Genomic DNA, 17,322 nt, shown 5'->3' with positions numbered 1-17,322 from the left:
AATGGCAATGAAAGAACAAGACGTTTTGAATCACTTAGAAAAATATGGGTTTAAAGGAGAATTTGGCAAGTCCATTTGGGCAATGCCCTCTTCTTTACTGAATGGATTTAATTATATCAATGTTAATTTTAGGTACCAAATTTTAAACTTCTCTGAGGACGGGGTATATGTAATCGATGTTGGTCAAGCAACAAATAAAATAGTTGATGTAGTGCCACAATTGATTCCAGCTAGTGCACTTGTGAGTGTTACTCTAAAAAAAGGCTTTTTAACAAATAAAGCTTATATTTCAACAATCTATGGAGATATAAGCTTTAAAGTAATGAAAAATATTATGAATAAAAAATGGCACAAACAAAATTATGAAAATTTGCAGGAAAAATACCCTGGATAAGCATGACAAAAATAAAGAAAAGGCTGAGAATTTTTTTCTCAGCCTTTTTTTCAAAGATTTTCATAGTCGAAAGACTGACTATGCGTGGATAAAAGCTTTGAAAGGATGGTGTTATAGTTAGTTTAACAAGTTAAACTTAAATAGAACTTAAAAAATTATTCCTTTGTTCCGAAACGCATTTAGTCGCTTATTCAGAATCTTTAGTAGAGGTAGTTGTGGTTTCATCTGTAGAAGAATCACTCGTAACAGCACTACTAGAGGTTGTAGTTGGAGTTAAATAAGCAGAAAGAGCATTTTCAAGATCACTGTCTTTGATTTGAACATTTGCAGCTTTAAGCAAAGTAGTCAATATCTCTGTTGTGAAAGTTGAATCGGCTAAGTTCGCCGTTACAGCCATTTCCGTTAGTTCAGATTGATAATCTTGCCATGTTTTTGAAGTTGAAGTTGGATTGACAACCATATTAACAACATAGAAACCTGCATCAGTGCTAATTGCTGTTTTTGTGAAGTCTCCGTCATTTAATTTGGCTGCGGCATCCGTCACTGTAGTATCGTAGGTTGTTCCTGTAGAGATATTATAAAAGCCTGCATCACCGCCATTTTCACTAGTTGTTGTATCGGTAGAATACTCAGCGGCTAAATCTTTAAATTTTTCACCAGCATCTAATTTAGTAATGACTTCCTTAGCAGTATCCTCATCTGCAACTAAAATAGTTTGGAAGTACAAACTGTTCTCCCACAATTCTTTATAGTCAGCATCGGTTAAATTTGTTTTATCTTTAACCGCAGCCTCGATTAATAAATTTTGTTTAATTGTAGCTTTATAGGCTGCCCCATTAGCATAGCCATATTGAACCAAGATTGATTCAAAAGCCTCAGTACCGCCATACATTTCAGCGACTTCATTAAATTTAGCATTTACTTTTTTTGTGGTAGCACTATCCCCATATTTTTTAGCTAAAACTTGCTCAATCAGCATAGTTTGTAAGGTAGATTCACCATAGTTAGCTTTCATTTCTTGATAAAGTTCTTCTTGAGTGACTTTCCCTGCAGTTGTTGATGCGACTGTCGCACTTGAGTTCGTACACCCCGCTGTCAATAACCCTAAAAATACGGCTCCACTTATGATTAATTTCTTTTTCACACGAACACATCCATTTCTATTCATTTAAGCTATGTTTTTAAGTTTAGTTGTTGAAACTTAAAAGAACCTTAAATTTAAATAGAAAAAGGAAACGTGTTACGAGTTAAAATAGCAAAGCTACTTAATCGGTATTCGTGGCGCTTCGTCAAGTATTGAAATATTTCCAAACTCACCAGAAAAGAGTTTTTCTTCTAGTTTTTTTTCAAAAAAGATTCCAAAACTACTGTATAAGTCATTTACATTTTGCTTACTTAAAGCATGATTGATACTAATTATTTTTGTGGTAGTAGATAATTCATGCAAAGGAAATGTTGTTAAAATAATGTCTAATTTTTTGTTATCTATCCGTTCAGTCGTTATATCTGGAATGAGCATAGCATCAAGATTGAAGGGGTAATAGTAGGCAAGTTTATTTTTCAAATAAAGCGCATGTTCAAGATCTGTTTCCACGACAATTCCAACATGGATGATGGGAGCTTTTTTTAACATATTTGGAATGAAGGTATCCCAGTGGGTAATAATGATATAAATAAAATAGTTCGCCATCCATTCATCCTCATGAGGAAAATATTTTTTAAAGGTGCGTTGAATGATTTCAGGAAGTCGATTAATGATAAATAGAGTTCGCTGCTTAAATTGTAAAGGAACATCATTTAAGAGTCCGCCCTTAAAAATTAGTTTTTGATAGAAAGTAAAGCCATTCATTAATTTTAACTGCATATTTGTTTTAGCTGACTCAGTCATAGATATAGTGAAAATCTCTTCAAGTTCTAATAAAATATAAGAGATTTTTTGATAATTGTCCCCTAAATCAGGGTATTTTTCTATTAATTGGTTGAGACCGTCATTAGAAAAAAGAAAACCAGTTTCTATGAAAAAAGTTAAAGCTTCAGCAAAAGACCGACTTGTAAGGTTGTGCTCTAATTTTAATTTTTGGTTATGTTGTTCTTTTAAAAGAGCATCAAAAAAATGTGTGAATTGTGTTAAATATTCTGAATTGTTATTTATGGGCAAAGAATGATTTCTTTCTATTCGTTTCAAACCAACACCGACCCAAAAAATAAAACGATTTTTAGTGGGGAAATTTGTAGGAAAGTTTAAAAATTTAGTGAAATCAGAATAGATATAATCCAAGAATTGAACTAAACTATTTCCTAACTTAATATCTTGAAAAGTATATTTTTCCTGAAAATACGACACAAAAAACTGAATAATGTTTTTTTCGTCTCCGATAATGTTAAAATTTTTCGTATCTATTATGATATCAAATGGAGCGAGTCTTTGATTAATGAAAGAAATTGTTCTTCTTAGCGTACTTTCACTTAAGAAAAAATGTTCTTCTAACGTTTCTAGCGTATTATTTTCTTCTAAAAAAAGTAGTTCTAAAAGGGAGTAGTTCAAATTATTCACATAGATAGATTTATAGATATGTTGATAGTTTAGTGAATCAGGATAATGGATATTAACAGAATTTGTATCTATAAAATAGATACTTATGGGATGGATTAAGACATTTAAATCGTCAATGTATTTTTTTAAGTTGCGAACGGACATAAATAATTCATCTGCAAGTGTATAGATATCAATGGGTTCCCCTAACAAGGCGGAGGTAATGTCTAGATATACCTTTTCCTTAGTTGAAAGAAGCTCTTTCATATTGTATCCCTCCTTAATTTTGAAAATTCGGCTAATTATACCATCATAAAAAAAAGTATACTAGTAAAAAGTATTCTAGTATATTTTTTAACCAACGAGTAATTTATTTGTGAATTTAGTAACGATTAAATTGTCAAAAGTAAGTAATTCTCTCCCTCATTTTGACAGGAAATTCCATGAAAACTATTTTATACTAATCAGTGTCTTAAACGAAAGGAGTAAATTCGTGAATTTGAAAAAATTAGTTTTATCCAGCCTAATAGCTATAATTATGCCAATTTCAGCCTTCTCAGAAAGTAGAACGGCATTAGACGAGGCACCTCTTGGACTACAATTAGATGATATTTTCACTCCGACAGAGATGCAAAATAATAGTGCCAAAGTTTACCGTAATGGGAATGGAACAGATGTAGTTATAATAACAGACGACGGAGGGCAACAAGGCGGCTTATGGTCAACAGAAGCGATGAAATTAGACTTATCTCAAGATTTTCATGCATCTATGAAAATATATTTTGATGATGTAGGCTCAAATTCAGCTGACGGTGCCGCATTTGTTATGCATAGTGATCCTAAAGGACTTAGTGCATTTAGTTTTGATGGTGGACAAACATTAGGTGTATATGGTTATAAATCAGATAGTAATCCCGAAAGAGGGGCTGTTCAAAATAGTTTTGCCATTGAATTTGATACGTATCGCAATGATAGTGGTGAGAATCAGTTTGATAATGTCGATGGATTAGGGGACAATCATGTTGCCAGTTCTTACCCTGGACTTTCTTCAAGCTATGAGAGAGTAGGGTCGCCAAAGAGAAATAAGATTTATCATGATAAATACTCGGAAAGCATTAATTTAGAAAAAGGAGCTCTTTCTAATGGAAAGTGGCATGATTTTTCCTTTAATTATAGTGCTGAAACTCATGAATTTACGTACATTTTTGATGGTATTGAACGTCAACTTTATGATGGATTAGACACGAGTGTTTTTGGAACGAATTCTGTTTACTGGGGATTCACAGGTTCCACAGGTAAAAAAGAATCCAAGCAAGCCGTAATTTTTGAAAATATACCCGGCCTAGTAGATGCTAAGGTGACTGAACAAGTTTTAAATAAGAAAAATGAATCTCTTTTAGAAACTGAAGTGACAGAAGGCGAAACAGTTTCTTATCAGACTGATATTGCCTATATAAAAGGAAAGCAATCATGGCGAAATTTGAAAGTGACATCAAATGGCAATCAGCAGGTAACCCCAATTGCAGAATCTATTAACATTTTATTACCAGATGGAAGTAAGTATACTCCAAAAGAAAACCCATTTACAGAAGAAGGCAATTTGAACCTTGATTTAACAGGTGTTGAACTATCAGATCCTAATCAACATATTCAGATATCGTATGATGCCGTTATAAAAAAAGGGAATGAATCCAAAACAAGAGTGCTAGATTCTATTCAAGTAGCGGGAAGTAATAATACAATCAAAAGTCAGGAAATTGGTTACTGGTCAATCCCAACTAAATATGAATTTGTGTTTGATGAGGTTGCAGATATTAGTACGGAAATAACAGGTAAATTACTAAATACGGGTGATTTTGAACAAGTAGACTTACAACTTTCGAATGCCTATCTATCAGATGGAAACCAAATTAATTCGAAAGCAGAGTTTGATCCAGCTACTCAACTATTTAAGCTTGTTTTAGAAGAAGGAGTTCACTTACTAGCAGAGGAAGAACTTGTGGCTCAGCTAACGGTAGACAATGAAGTTATTCCGATAACGAAGACTCAAGTAGTTGATAAAATGCCTCCAACAGCAGAAGGTCGAGAAGTTTATATGAGTATAAATGAAGACTTTCCTTCAAGTTCTAAATTTGTAAGAAATTTAATGGACACAAATAAGCATTTGCAACCAGAGGATTTCAACTATGAATTTAATACGAACCTAAATGAAATTGATGTATCTAAAGCAGGTGAGCATCCAATTGAGCTTACCGTGGCAGATAAGGCAGGTAATAAAAGCGAAATGATTCATTCAACGTTGAAAATTTTAGAGGCGAATAAGCAGCTTGAGTCAAAAAAGCAACTTGAATTAAAATCAAAGGACTTAATTCAAAAAACAACGATAGAAAAAAATGAGTTTTTATTAAAACAACTAGCAGCTACTGCTTGGGAAATCAATGCTGAAGCTGAAAAAATAGATTTGACAGAGCAGATTATTATTCAAAATAGTGATGAAATAACTGAAAATCCTGGGGAATACACAATTAAATTAGCTGTTCCGAATAAAAATTTGTACAGAGAAGTTCCTTTAATTGTAACGGATGGCGAGTTGAAACTAGAAGTAGATGAATTTCCAGAGATGGATGCTCAAATTGTAAGTCGTTCTAAAAAATATAGTTTTCCAACGACGACAAAATTTTCTATCACAGATGAACGGGTAACAGAGTCAGGTTGGAAAGTTAGTGTGTCGCAAAGTGGCTTTACTATTCCTAAGGGCTATACGGGAAGCCAGCAAGCATTGAACTATCTATCATTGGAAATGAATAATCAAGAGTCTACTAGCATTGCTAGTCAAGGTTCAAAAGAAATTGTATTAAACGATGCAGATAGTGATTTATATTTTTCTTTCATAGTTAAAAAAGGTGCAAATAACTATCTAAGTAAGAATGATAAATACTCTAATGAAATAACATGGACGATGATGAAAGATAATACCTTGCAGTTAAGTAAGTTAAATGTAACAACCCCTTTAAAAAAATAAAATGTATAGGAGAGAAAAAAATGAAAAATACAATTAAAATGTTAATGACATCAACAGTTATCTTAGGAGGGTTTGGGTCAACGGTGGCAATTGCTGATCAAGCAACAGAGTTGAATTCTACTAGTTCTATTAAGTTTGAAGCTCCGATTAATGAAGAAGGAACAAAGCCAGTAGATCCAACAGACCCTGAACAAGAATTACCTGAGGGTGGGGGAGAAAATGGAGAAAAGCCAGGCGAAGAAAATACAGCAAGTGGACCATTGAGAATTGATTATGCCTCGAATTTTAATTTTGGAAAACAAAAAATTTCTTCTAAGCAAGAAACCTATTTGTCTAACTTGAGTATCAAAAATCAAGAACAAAACTACCTACCAAACTTTGTTCAAGTAACAGATAATCGTGGTTTGCATGATGGTTGGAAGTTATCGGTAGTCGCAAGTGAGTTGAAAGACGAGAAAGGCCATAGCTTAAAAGGATCAATCATTGATTTATCTAATATTTCTGCAAATCATAGTGTATTTAAAAATGATTTAACGATAGATAAGTCCAATGAAGTTTCTTTAGATGGAAAAACACCAACTGTGATTGTAGAAGATGCGCATGGTAGTGGTACAAATAATCATGGTGAAGGAACTTGGGCGATTGCATTTGGTGAAAAAGCTACTGAAAGTCAAGATGACGACGTAACATTAACTGTTCCAAAAGAAGTTGGTGTGTTAGCAAATGCAAGCACAAATTATCAGTCTGTTTTGACATGGTCTGTTGAGCCGGCAACTGTTTCAAATACAAAGGCAATGTTACCAAGTATTTAAGTGTTAAAATATGGAAGGATGGGAAAACTAGGATGACGAGTTTAAAAAGATGGTTGATAGGTATGATGAGTACACTACTATTGATTTTTATAGCACCAGTGGCACAAGCAGGAGGTATGAATTTTACTGTTGAACCTCTATTTAACGAGCATCAAATAGCAGAAAATCAGTCGCATTTTGAGATGAAGGTAGAACCAAATAGCAGTGAAAAAGTGAGTGTTCAAATAACAAATGGATCTGATAAAGACAAAAAGTTTAGTTTGCAAATAAATAATGCAACGACTTCAAAGAATGGTGAAATATCTTATGAGAAAAAGCTGAATGTTCCAGATGATAGTGCCCAAGTTGACTTACAAACGATAGCAACTCTTCCCCACGAGTTAAGTCTAAAGGCTGGGGAGAGTCGTATTGTGGATATTTCATTTGAGGTACCAGAACAAGCTTTTGAAGGAGTACTACTTGGCGGTTTGCAAGTTGTGGAACAAAATGAAGCTACAGAACAAGCAGACGAAAAAATTTCTTTTAAAAATAAGTATTCATTTATTGTTCCAATTGTAATGTACGAGACTGATGCTCAATTAAAAGCAGATGTAAAGCTCAAAAAAGTTTTTCCAACATTAACTAATGCGTATCCTTCCTTAGAAATACAATTGCAAAATCCTGTTGCTACAACATTACCAACTAAGGATGTTACGGTAAAAATTACCCCAAAAAATAAAAAAGAAGTTTTAAAAGAGCAACAACTAAAAGAAGTAACCTTTGCTCCAAATTCAACTTGGAACAATCAACTTGATTGGGAAAAAGAAGAATTTAAAGCTGGTGACTATACAGCACATATAAAGATAAAATCAGAATATGGCGACTGGAAGTGGGATCAAGATTTTACTATTGCTGGAACAAAGGCAAAAGAATTAAATAAAAAAGCTGTAGGGATAAAATCAGAAAATCCTTCTACCTTTTTAATTGTTGGCATCTTACTCTTATTTTTAGTAACGGTCGTATTAATTTATATGTTAACAAAAGAAAAACGAAAAAATCAATTGGAAAAATAGTTAAATAAGCTATCAAATAGCGTGAGACAAGTAGTATGAAATAATCAAAATCGTCTGAAATCCATTGCTTAAATGTTGATTTCAGGCTTTTTTTTGATAGTGATAGTTTATTTTTATAAAAAAATGTTTTTTCAGTAGCTAAAATAGGTTAAATACTGGATAATAGAAAGTAAGAATTTATACTTTACGATTATTGGGGGCGTTACCATGAAAAGTGAAAAAGAAAAAATGATTGCTGGAGAAATGTATCGAGCAGGAGATGCCGAGTTAAGAGCTGGTAGAGAAAATGCACGCAAATTAATTCGTCAATTTAATCAGTCAGAAGACAAAGTTGAACGCTTTAATTTAATTAAAAATCTTTTTGGAAACTTTGAAGAAGGTAGCTTTATTGAACCGAATTTAAGAGTAGACTATGGATATAATATTCATGTTGGTGCTAATTTTTATGCGAATTTTGATTGCACATTCTTAGATGTTTGTCCGATTACGATTGGGGATAATGTAATGTTTGCTCCTGGTGTTCAATTATATACAGCGACTCATCCTATCGATCCTGTGGAACGAAATAGTGGGTTAGAGTACGCTAAGCCAATTACAATTGGGAATAATGTTTGGATTGGTGGCTCAGCAATTGTGGTTCCAGGTGTAACATTAGGTAATAATGTGGTAGTTGCAGCAGGTGCTGTCGTTACAAAATCATTTCCTGATAATGTTGTAATCGGTGGTAATCCGGCAAGAGTCATTAAAGAAATAGGCTAGTTCTTATGAGCCAACTCTTCGGAAAAAAGATGAAATTTCGAGGCGGCAAAAAGCGCCACATCAAATTTCCCTATTTTTCTGCCAGAGCTAACCGGCTCAACAAACTTTTTATCAAGGCTAGTTCTTATGAGCCAACTCTTCGAAAAAAAGATGAAATTTCGAGGTGGCAAAAAGCGCCACATCAAATTCCCCTATTTTTCTGCCAGAGCTAACCGGCTCAACAAACTTTTTAACAGGAGGGTAAATAATGAAAATAGAACATGTTGCTATCTGGGTGAAAGATCTTGAAACAACGCGGAAATTTTATCAAAAATACTTTAAAGCATCAGTCAATGATTTATACCATAATGCTACTAAGGGCTTTACTTCTTATTTTTTAACTTTTGAAAGCGGAGCACGGTTAGAAATTATGCAACGAACAGATATTGTGATAGGACACGAAGCTGATTCACTAGGTTGGGCTCATATTGCGTTTTCTGTTGGTTCAAAAGAACAGGTCGTTGCTCTAACCGAAAGACTTGTTGCGGATGGTTATGCTTGTTTGAACGGACCACGATTAACTGGAGATGGGTATTTTGAAAGTGTAGTCGAGGATCCAGAAAAAAACTTAATTGAGATTACAGAATAGTCTTTTAGAGAAATAGGGGAGTGGGATATGTTAGACAAACAAAGAGCAGAGATTGATCAAATTGATCGCGAATTAGTGGCTTTATTTGAACGTAGAATGGCAATTGTGACAGAAATAGGGGAAATAAAAAAAGCGAATAGTTTGCCAATATTTGATGAAGCACGGGAAATTAATGTGATGGAACGCGCAGAAGAGCGATTGGCTAATTCTGATTATGCACCTTATGTAGGGCAACTATTTAAAGACTTAATGAATGTAACAAAAGAGTACCAAAAAAATATAGTAAAAAAACGAGAACTATAAATTACGTTCTCGTTTTTTTTCGGTTGATGTATTGGGTCTTTTTTTGACACGTTTTTTTCTGTGTTTAGTCAATTGATACAATTGTTTTTTTAGAAGTTCATTTTCTTCTTTAGTATCGATATAGGCTAGATAAATTAATGAAATTAAATAGATAACGCAAAGATAAAGGTAAGTGATAACGAATGTTTCATTACTAAAGGTAATTAAATATGAAAAAAAAGCAATTATAGTAATAACTAAGACCTGTTTTTTTGTTGGAATGCCATAATAAATCAGTTTAGCTCCTGTTTTTTTTATAGAAAATAGGATTCTTTCTAAAGGCGTTTTAGGCTTAGGAGGAAGTTTTTTAGGAACTTTTCTTTTCTTTTTTGAAGTTGTAGTCTGGCTCGTTTTACTAGAACTCTTTTTTTTAGGAGAATTTCGTTCTCTAGTAGTAGAAAATAACATAAAAGTAGTTAAATTCGGCAGAAAACTAGCTGGAAATAGTACACGAAATGAGACTATAGTGGTATAATAAAGTATAATAGCATAGAATACAATAAGGTAGTTAGTCTGCATGTGAATTAGTTCTCCTTTCATTTAAAGAATTTAAATCTTTGACCTTGAAAATACTAGTTCTATTTTACCATATTGTGTCAACTATAGGGTAACTTTAAAGCAAATATAAGTTTTGAAAACGAATTTAATTTAGAAGGATCTAAACCTGATTATAAGTAAAATATCTTTTAATTTAAAATAGTATTGGAGGAGCCTAAATGTTAGCATTTGCATGGTTTAAAAAGAAAAAAGACAAATACGATGAGTTCGATGATGAAGAGTACGACGAAGATTATGATGAAGACTACGATGACGAGGATTATGACGACGAAGACTACGATGATGAAGAAGATGACGAAGACGAAGACGATGAAGATACAAGCAAGTATGATTATGAAGCGATTGCTGGTAATTTTGAACGTGAAAATACGCGTCTCTTCAAAGACAACGAGCGTCTAAAACGTAAGTTAGCAATGGCTGAAGAAGAGTTGAAAATGACTGCTCTTGAAAAAAATCAGCTGTTGGATAAAGCTGAATTGGCTGAAAAAGACAATCAATTAGATAATCAAAGTACTAAAAAGCAGTTAAGTGATACAATTGCTCTTTACACAAAAATTAGTGAAGAGAATAAGTCGTTAAAGAACCAACTAGAAAAATTAAATACGTATGGTTTTGATGTCATTGAAACAGAGAAAAAATTAGCTAAATATCATGTGATTGAGCGTGAAAATACTGAGCTTAAAGCGCAGCTTATGAATGTGAAGGTTGATTTAGCAGATGCTGTTTTAAATGCGAAAGAAATGGCGAAGGATATTGTGAATGCAGCTAGTGAAGAAGCGAATAACTACCAAATTGGGATTGAAACGAAGCGTGTAGCTGTGACGGAAGAAATTAATGATATTTATCATGAATTAGATCATTCGCGCTTGAAGTTAAATAATTTATTTAATGAAGTTCGTTCTCAAGTCGATTTATTAAAAGATATGGCTGAAGGTAAAGAACGAAGATAATAAAAAAGACGTTTAAAAGATGATAAAACTTCTAAAAAAAGTTTTATCATCTTTTTTTATCATTAATGAAAATAAAATAAGAAGAATCTAATTTTATAATTACTTTATTATAAAGATACATTTAAATGAAATAGTTAAGCGTGATATTGTATAAATATGATTTAGTGTGTATAAAAATACTGTATGATTTTCTCATTATTGAGTAAATTTAGTTTTTTGATCTCTTTGTATTCGTAAAAAAGTGAAAAAAATTCTGTATAAACAAGTCGTTTATACATTTTAGACCTGTTTATTTGATGGGAAAAACAGTTTGGAAATGAATATTTATAACTAGTTTTGATGGAATGATAAATCCTTTGCATTTGCTTCGTCGTATATTTGGAGAAAGCAATTTTTGTAAGCGTTATGATTTAAGTGTAATCAAAAATAATTTTTTGAGGAGGCAGTAAAATGGAGAACCCAATTCATATTATGTCCGAAATAGGTAAGTTAAAAACAGTCTTGTTAAAAAGACCTGGAGAAGAGGTTGAGAATTTAACGCCCGATATTATGGGGCGATTATTATTCGACGATATTCCCTATTTGCCAATTATTCAAGAAGAGCACGATTATTTTGCTAAAGCTTTAACTGACAATGGAACCGAGGTCCTATATTTAGAAAAATTAACCGCTGAGGCGATTGATGCGGGAGGGATTCGAGAAGTATTTATTGATCGAATGTTAAGCGAATCTGAAATCAGTTCACCTAAAATAGCAAGCGCTCTAAGAGAGTACTTACTCAGCATGGAAACATTTCCAATGGTAACTAAAATAATGGCCGGTGTTAGAACGCGGGATATAGATGTTACAACAAGTAATTTAGTCGATATTTCAAATAAGGAACATTATCCATTTTTTATGGACCCAATGCCAAATCTATATTTTACTAGAGATCCAGCAGCTTCTTTAGGTAATGGATTAACGATTAATTCTATGCACTATACAGCTAGACGACGAGAATCGATGTTTATGGAAATTATTATTCAATACCATCCTCGTTTTGCTAATAAAGGGGTTGAAGTTTGGCTTGATCGTGACCATCCAGAAAGTATTGAAGGTGGCGATGAACTCGTTTTAAATGAGCGTGTTGTAGCGATTGGAATTTCACAACGGACATCAGCAAAAGCTATAGAGGCTTTGGCAAAAGCTTTATTTAGTCGGAATAGTAATTTTGAAAAAGTTGTAGCTATTAAAATTCCCAATGTCCGCGCAATGATGCATTTGGATACAGTCTTTACTATGGTTGATTATGATAAATTCACGATTCACCCTGGAATTCAAGCAGATGGCGGAAAAGTTGATACCTATATTATTGAACCGAGCACAGTTCCTGGAGAAATTCGGATGACAGAACGAAATGATTTACAAGAGGTATTAAGGGAAGTCTTAAATGTACCAGAATTGATTTTGATTCCTTGTGGCAATGGCGATGAGATTGTTGCACCTCGTGAACAATGGAATGATGGTTCGAATACTTTAGCGATTGCACCAGGTGTGGTCGTCACTTATAACCGGAATTATGTCTCTAATGAATTACTGAGAAGTTATGGAGTTAAAGTGATTGAAGTCATTTCAAGTGAGTTGTCCCGTGGTCGTGGCGGCCCTCGTTGTATGAGCATGCCATTAATTCGTGAAGATTTAAAAAAATAAATTAAAATTAGAAAGGATGAAGAATGATGAATGAATCAGTATTTGAAGGACGTAGCTTATTGGCCGAAAAGGATTTTACAAAAGAGGAATTAACTTATTTAGTTGATTTTTCTGCTCATTTAAAAAAATTGAAAAAAGCTGGCGTTCCACATCATTATTTAGAAGGAAAAAATATTGCGCTATTATTTGAAAAGACTTCAACTCGGACACGTTCAGCCTTTACTACAGCCGCGATTGATTTAGGTGCACACCCAGAGTATTTAGGTAAAAACGATATTCAATTAGGGAAAAAAGAATCTGTAGAAGATACTGCAAAAGTTTTAGGTAGTATGTTTGATGGGATTGAATTCCGTGGCTTTAGCCAAAAAGTTGTGGAGCAATTAGCTGAATTTTCTGGTGTTCCGGTTTGGAATGGATTGACAGATGAATGGCATCCTACGCAAATGATTGCCGATTTTTTAACGGTTAAAGAAAATTTTGGTTATTTAGAAGGTATTAACTTAGTCTATGTTGGCGATGGTCGAAACAATATGGCGAATAGCTTATTAGTTACAGGGGCTATTTTAGGTGTAAATGTACGTATTTGCACACCTAAATCACTTTATACAGATGCGAAAATTGTTGAATTAGCAGAAGGATTTGCTAAGAAATCAGGAAGTCAGCTTGTAATTTCTGATAATGTAGCTGAAACCGTTTCTGGCGCAGATGTGTTATATACGGACGTCTGGGTATCAATGGGTGAGGAAGATAAATTTGCTGAACGAGTGGAACTTTTACAACCGTATCAAATTAATATGGAAATGATCAAACAAACAGGAAACGACAATATGATTATCCTTCATTGTTTACCTGCTTTTCATGATACTGAGACAGAGTATGGAAGAGATATTGCAGCACGATTTGGTATTTCTGAAATGGAAATTACAGACGAAGCATTCCGTAGTAAGTATGGTCGTCAATTTGAACAAGCTGAAAATCGTATGCACTCAATCAAAGCCATTATGGCAGCTACTTTAGGAAACCTATTTATTCCAAGAGTTTAATTTATCGAGAAATAAGCTGATTCTATTTTGAATTAGCTTATTTCGCAAACAAAAATCAACCGCATTCGTAAAAAGTAAAGAGCTTGACTCTATTCGTTAATCTAAGGATATAAAGTGAAGCTCTTAATTTTTTTAGTATCCATTTAACGAATTGGAGGAAATAATAATGAGTGAACAAACACAAGAAAAAAAATTAGGTATTATACCGTTAAGTGCTTTAGTAGTTGGTGCAATTGTTGGTGGCGGTGTTTTTAATTTAATGTCGGATATGGCTAGAGAGGCTTCGCTAGGCGCAATAATTATTGGTTGGTTGATTGCAGGACTGGGGATGGCAATGCTGGCCTTTAGTTTTCAAAATTTAATTGAAAAAAGACCAGATTTAGATGCTGGGATTTATAGTTATGCTAAAGAAGGATTTGGAAATTACATGGGCTTTAATGCTGCATGGGGTTACTGGTTGTCAGCCTTATTAGGCAATGTAGCTTATGCAACGTTGGTATTTAGCTCCTTAGGTTACTTTTTTAAACTATTCGGTAATGGACAGAATCTAGCTTCAGTAGTTGCCGCATCGATTTTACTTTGGCTTGTGCACTATTTAATTTTACAAGGAGTAGAGTCTGCTACATTTATTAATACAATCATTACTGCTGCAAAGCTCATTCCTCTAGCAATTTTCTTTGTAGCGATGATTGTAGCTTTCAAATTGGGCATTTTTACAACAGATTTTTGGGGAACACTTTCAGGAAACTTTGAATTAGGTGAAGTGATGAGTCAGGTCAAAGGAACAATGTTAATCACTGTTTGGGTTTTTATCGGTATTGAAGGAGCCGTCGTCTTTTCTGGTCGTGCTGCTAAGAAATCAGATGTTGGAAAAGCAACTATTCTTGGCTTAGTTACAGTTATTGCTATCTATTTATTAACAACTATTTTGTCTTTAGGAGTCATGACTAGACCAGAACTAGCAGACTTAAAACAACCTGCTATGGCTTATTTATTAGAAAGTGTAGTTGGAAAATGGGGTGCTATTTTAATTAATATCGGTGTAGTTATATCTGTACTAGGAGCATGGTTGTCATGGACAATGTTCGCTGCAGAATTACCGTATCAAGCTGCAAAATCTGGTGCTTTTCCTAAGCGGTTCGCAAAAGAAAATCGGAATGGTGCACCCGTAAATTCTCTAATTTTTACGAATGTCTTGATTCAAGTATTTATTTTTTCATTCTTAATTAGTGATCGCGCGTATAATTTTGCATTTTCGTTAGCATCTTCTGCGATTTTAATTCCATATGCGTTTACAGCTTTTTATCAGTTAAAAATTTCTATTCAAGAAAAAGCAGATACGCCTCATCGGACACGTAACCTTATTATTGGTGTACTTGCTAGCCTTTATGGGGTCTGGTTAATATATGCGGGTGGAATTCAATTTTTCTTATTGACAATGCTTTTATATGGGCCAGGAATTATCATTTATGCCTGGGTTCAGAAGGAAAATAAAAAGAAACTCTTTAGTAAAGGTGAATGGATTTGTGCTGGAGTTGTTATTTTATTATTTATTGTGTGTGTCATTCAGTTAATTAACGGTTCAATTAAAATTGGTTAATAAAAAAGTGAAAAGTGAGGGAATAGATATGAGTAAACGCAAAATTGTAGTAGCATTAGGTGGAAATGCTATTTTATCAACCGACGCTAGTGATAAAGCACAAAAAGAGGCATTAAAAGCAACGGCTGCTTATTTGGTTGAAATTATCAAGCAAGGCAACGAATTAATTATTTCTCATGGAAATGGTCCTCAAGTTGGAAACTTGGTTTTACAACAGCAAGCTGCAGCATCTAAAAGCAATCCAGCAATGCCATTAGATACATGTGTGGCAATGACACAAGGGAGTATCGGCTATTGGCTTCAAAATGCGTTAGAGAATGCATTTAAAAAAGAAGGAATTGAAAAATCAGTGATTTCAGTTGTTAGCCAAGTTGTTGTGGATCAAAATGATGTAGCTTTTATTCATCCAACAAAACCAATTGGTCCATTTTTAACCCAATCAGAGGCCCACGAACAAATGCTTTTAAGTGATGACACTTATCAAGAAGATGCGGGCCGTGGGTGGCGAAAAGTAGTACCTTCACCAAAACCAGTTAGTATTTTAGAATACCCAATTATTAATCAATTGGTTGAAAATGGAGTTGTGACTATTTCAGTTGGTGGTGGTGGTATCCCAGTTATTGAAGCCGAAAATGAATTTGTCGGAGTAGAAGCAGTAATCGACAAAGATTTTGCTTCTCAGAAATTAGCTGAGTTAGTTGAAGCAGATTTACTAGTTATTTTAACCGGTGTAGAACAAGTTTATATAAACTATAACCAACCTAATCAAAAAGCCTTAACGACAGTTACAACCAAAGAGCTCTATCAATACATTCAAGAAAATCAATTTGCGCCAGGTAGTATGTTGCCCAAAATTGAAGCCGCAATTTCCTTTGTAGAGCATAATCCAAAAGGGAAGGCAGTTATTACTTCATTGGAAAATTTAGGCAATTTTAATACAGAAAATGCGGGTACAACGATTGTGAGAGGATAACAATTTATCAGCACAGGAGGGAATTGAAATGGAAAGTCAGTGGTTCTGCATCTAAATTTAGCCAGAGTCATGTTATACTAAAGTATAGCAACACATCAAAGTGGACACAAACTGACTTCGTTTAAGTAAATTGTGTATTGGAAAATTGATTCTCACATTTTTTTCACTAGATCCGCTCTAGATATCATGATTATTTTTCCAAAATATCTATAGGAGTTGAAGTACAGTGCAAAAAAATGAAGTCCAGCTAGAAGAACTAGGCAGCATTCGTAATAACCAAGTTTTTAGTGGGTTTACAGATGACGAATTTGAAAAAATACAAGATCATATGTATTTGCGCCAATATAAAAAGGGTCAAGTTTTATTTGATAATGGTGATTATCGCAATCGAATTTATTTTTTAATTGAAGGTTTAGTTCGAGTAGAACGTTATGATTCCAGTGGAACATTTTGTTATTTAGACTATGTAAAAAAAGAACATTTATTTCCTTATGGTGGTATGTTTTTTGATGAGTTTTATCATTTTTCAGCATATGCAGTCACAGATATTGAAGTCTATTATATTCCCACCGATATTTTTGAAAAAATTAGCAAAGGGAATACAGCACAACTTTTATATTTTTATCAAGCATTATCTACTAATTTAGAAAGCCATGAACTAAAAATTCAATACTGTTTAGCATCCAGTGCTACTGTACGAGTTGTTGAAACCCTAGCTATTTTAATGAAACACCTAGGAGAAAACTATTTTTCAGGAACCATTAGAATTCCTTATCCAATCATATTGAAAGAAATTGCGATTAATAGTGGAACGACACGAGAGACAGCTAGTAATGTGATTAAAACATTAAAAAAAGAAAAGAAGTTAGACTACTGTCAAAAACATTTAATTTTTCAAGATGTCGGCTTTTTTTTAGAAAATGGAGAAATAACATGAATGGTCAGCTCAACCTTTAGTTCAAAATCT

The 17,322-nt window shown here is 33.6% G+C and carries 15 protein-coding genes and 1 pseudogene; 13 read left to right on the top strand and 3 right to left on the bottom strand.

All coding sequences use genetic code 11. From position 1 onward, the window contains the following. Position 1: 1 nt before the first annotated feature. Positions 2-394, top strand: coding sequence for a hypothetical protein (locus BR77_RS09780; protein ID WP_010053658.1), 393 nt, complete (start codon positions 2-4; stop codon positions 392-394). Between the two features lie 187 nt (positions 395-581). On the opposite strand, the gene BR77_RS09775 is transcribed toward BR77_RS09780, so the two are convergent. Together BR77_RS09775 and BR77_RS09770 are read right to left on the bottom strand one after the other, a co-directional pair. After that, a complete protein-coding gene (locus BR77_RS09775) occupies positions 582-1,538 on the bottom strand; it encodes a peptidylprolyl isomerase (protein ID WP_015075308.1) in 957 nt (318 codons plus the stop codon). 117 nt (positions 1,539-1,655) lie between these two features. Then, positions 1,656-3,194 carry an AcpB/EbpR/MafR family transcriptional regulator gene (locus tag BR77_RS09770; protein WP_035064775.1) on the bottom strand — a complete coding sequence of 513 codons (1,539 nt, stop codon included), beginning with the start codon at positions 3,192-3,194 and terminating at the stop codon, positions 1,656-1,658. Positions 3,195-3,420: 226 nt separating this feature from the next. On the opposite strand from BR77_RS09770, the gene BR77_RS09765 reads away from it, so the two are divergent. From BR77_RS09765 to BR77_RS09735, 6 genes and pseudogenes are all read left to right on the top strand, one after another. After that, entirely contained in the window at positions 3,421-5,949 is a 2,529-nt protein-coding gene (locus BR77_RS09765) for an L-type lectin-domain containing protein (RefSeq protein ID WP_015075311.1), read from the top strand. Between the two features lie 20 nt (positions 5,950-5,969). Further along, entirely contained in the window at positions 5,970-6,761 is a 792-nt protein-coding gene (locus BR77_RS09760) for a WxL domain-containing protein (RefSeq protein WP_010053664.1), read from the top strand. Positions 6,762-6,826: 65 nt separating this feature from the next. After that, positions 6,827-7,813: a WxLIP family cell surface protein gene (locus BR77_RS09755; RefSeq protein WP_185751411.1), complete on the top strand. Its 987-nt coding sequence runs from the start codon at positions 6,827-6,829 to the stop codon at positions 7,811-7,813. A 207-nt stretch (positions 7,814-8,020) separates the two neighbouring features. Further along, positions 8,021-8,566 (top strand): annotated as a pseudogene (locus tag BR77_RS09750) (sugar O-acetyltransferase); the annotation flags it as partial. A 253-nt stretch (positions 8,567-8,819) separates the two neighbouring features. Next, the gene (locus tag BR77_RS09740; RefSeq protein WP_015075315.1) at positions 8,820-9,200 is read left to right on the top strand and encodes a VOC family protein; all 381 of its coding nucleotides are present in this window, start codon (positions 8,820-8,822) and stop codon (positions 9,198-9,200) included. 27 nt (positions 9,201-9,227) lie between these two features. After that, positions 9,228-9,503, top strand: a complete 276-nt coding sequence (locus tag BR77_RS09735) for a chorismate mutase (RefSeq protein ID WP_015075316.1) — start codon at positions 9,228-9,230, stop codon at positions 9,501-9,503. Here the strand turns inward: BR77_RS09735 and BR77_RS09730 are convergent. Then, positions 9,498-10,061: a hypothetical protein gene (locus BR77_RS09730; RefSeq protein ID WP_035064764.1), complete on the bottom strand. Its 564-nt coding sequence runs from the start codon at positions 10,059-10,061 to the stop codon at positions 9,498-9,500. The two genes, BR77_RS09735 and BR77_RS09730, sit on opposite strands and share 6 nt — an antisense overlap. 197 nt (positions 10,062-10,258) lie before the next feature. On the opposite strand from BR77_RS09730, the gene BR77_RS09725 reads away from it, so the two are divergent. From BR77_RS09725 to BR77_RS09700, 6 genes are all read left to right on the top strand, one after another. Then, positions 10,259-11,050: a hypothetical protein gene (locus tag BR77_RS09725; protein WP_015075318.1), complete on the top strand. Its 792-nt coding sequence runs from the start codon at positions 10,259-10,261 to the stop codon at positions 11,048-11,050. Positions 11,051-11,500: 450 nt separating this feature from the next. Next, positions 11,501-12,739: an arginine deiminase gene (arcA, locus tag BR77_RS09720; protein WP_010054411.1), complete on the top strand. Its 1,239-nt coding sequence runs from the start codon at positions 11,501-11,503 to the stop codon at positions 12,737-12,739. A 26-nt stretch (positions 12,740-12,765) separates the two neighbouring features. Beyond that, a complete protein-coding gene (argF, locus tag BR77_RS09715; protein ID WP_035064762.1) occupies positions 12,766-13,782 on the top strand; it encodes an ornithine carbamoyltransferase in 1,017 nt (338 codons plus the stop codon). Between the two features lie 166 nt (positions 13,783-13,948). After that, entirely contained in the window at positions 13,949-15,382 is a 1,434-nt protein-coding gene (gene arcD / locus BR77_RS09710; protein ID WP_015075321.1) for an arginine-ornithine antiporter, read from the top strand. Between the two features lie 28 nt (positions 15,383-15,410). Continuing rightward, positions 15,411-16,355 (top strand): carbamate kinase, encoded by a 945-nt coding sequence (arcC, locus tag BR77_RS09705; RefSeq protein ID WP_010054418.1) that lies wholly within the window; start codon positions 15,411-15,413, stop codon positions 16,353-16,355. Positions 16,356-16,581: 226 nt separating this feature from the next. Beyond that, on the top strand, positions 16,582-17,292 hold the full coding sequence (locus BR77_RS09700; protein ID WP_035064759.1) for a Crp/Fnr family transcriptional regulator: 711 nt from the start codon (positions 16,582-16,584) through the stop codon (positions 17,290-17,292). The last annotated feature ends 30 nt before the right edge of the window (positions 17,293-17,322 follow it).

Source organism: Carnobacterium maltaromaticum DSM 20342, from assembly GCF_000744945.1.
GTDB lineage: Bacteria > Bacillota > Bacilli > Lactobacillales > Carnobacteriaceae > Carnobacterium > Carnobacterium maltaromaticum.
This window is presented reverse-complemented; position numbering and strand designations above follow the sequence as displayed.